The following is a 1,446-nucleotide window of genomic DNA, read 5'->3' on the forward strand; positions in this document are numbered from 1 at the left end:
AACCCTTCCAGCCCCCGAGCGCGGTAATACAATCTCCATTGGCCACGGCCGACCCCGTTTTGCTGCCTAGACAACAACAATTCTGCCGGTCGGCCGTGCGCCTTTCCCCTCAGATGGGAGATGAACCTAAAATTGGGGGGATTACCCGCCCTCCTCGCCGTTCATCTGATACACGCCGCTGTCCAGTTCCGCCCAATCTGGCGGCACTTTGTCGCGCCTATCCGGTCCGAACACTCGCCCGCTGATTCCGTAGAGCGGTTCGACTGTATCGGTCAGGTTCGCGTAAAATCGATTGGCGTAACTATTGATATTGCGCTTGAGTGCCTTTCCGACTACGTCTTCCTCAACGCGCGCGCTTGCATAGATAGCGATGGCACCAAATAGAGCAGTAAGCCCGAAGCCCAGCAAGAAGAACGACAGAACGATTCTGGTATGAAGCCGACGGCGGTACCTACCGGTGGCCATGTCTTGTTCGATTTTTCTTGTCTGCATCAATCATTGATTCTCCGCTCTCGGTGCAACGCATACGCCCGTGTCGCGCTAAGGAAGGTCTGAACAACTCGACCTGAGTACGCAGATGCCGTGCGAATTACGTGAAACGCAATGCGGTGATCGCTTCAAACGCTGCTTACGGCGCTTTGCGACTGGGTATGCCGCATCACAGACGCACCCATCCTGGGTTCGGTAGCAATTGCTTTCGCTTCATCCACAGATTCGACAACGCGAACAGCGTCAGCACCTGCGCCAAGTTCTTCGCCAAGCCGCGATAGCGCACCTGGGTGTAGCCGAACTGGCGCTTGATGACCCGGAACGGGTGCTCCACTTTCGCCCGCACGCTGGCCTTCGTGTGCTCCCAGCGCAACGCCCATTTCAACTCGCGCTTGCTCTTGATCTGACGCAGCTTCGAAGGCTTCTCGGCAATCAGGTAGCGCGCCTTGCACCTACGCATTTCCTCGCGCTTATCCACGCCCGTGTAACCGCTGTCGCCACACACCGTGTCCTCTCGGCCGTGCAGCAGCTTGTGCACCTGGGTGATGTCCGCCACATTGGCTGCCGTGCATTCCACGTGATGCACCAGGCCGGACTCATCGTCCACGCCAATATGCGCCTTCATCCCGAAGTGCCACTGGTTGCCCTTCTTGGTTTGGTGCATCTGCGGATCACGCTCGCCATCGGCGTTCTTGGTCGAACTGGGCGCACTGATGATCGTGGCATCGACGATCGTGCCGCCACGCAGGCTTTGGCCCTTGCGAGCCAAATGCGCGTTGACCCGCTCGAACAGTGCCCGCGCCAAATCGTGCCGCTCCAGCAAACGGCGAAAGTTGAGGATCGTCGTCTCATCGGGCACCTCGTCCAGACCGCCCAGCTGAGCGAAGCGCCGCATCGACACCGTGTCGTACAACGCTTCTTCCATCGCCGGGTCGCTCAGGGCATACCACTGTTGCA

2 protein-coding genes are annotated in these 1,446 nt (G+C 58.7%); both read right to left on the reverse strand.

Annotation, left to right across the window (positions count from 1 at the left end; translation table 11 throughout):
- Nucleotides 1-141 precede the first annotated feature (141 nt).
- Nucleotides 142-465 carry a hypothetical protein gene (locus ACTOWJ_RS29350; RefSeq protein ID WP_441338176.1) on the reverse strand — a complete coding sequence of 108 codons (324 nt, stop codon included), beginning with the start codon at nucleotides 463-465 and terminating at the stop codon, nucleotides 142-144.
- A gap of 193 nt (nucleotides 466-658) precedes the next feature.
- Nucleotides 659-1,446 (reverse strand): IS5 family transposase (locus ACTOWJ_RS29355; protein ID WP_441338177.1); only part of this gene is annotated, 788 nt, incomplete at its 5' end.

It is taken from the genome of Lysobacter sp. CA199, assembly GCF_052078715.1.
In the GTDB taxonomy this organism is placed as follows: domain Bacteria; phylum Pseudomonadota; class Gammaproteobacteria; order Xanthomonadales; family Xanthomonadaceae; genus Lysobacter.

Coding starts and splice junctions, on each gene's coding strand:
- ACTOWJ_RS29350 (WP_441338176.1), bottom strand. CDS start 465: ATGGCCACCGGTAGGTACCGCCGTCGGCTTCATACCAGAATCGTTCTG.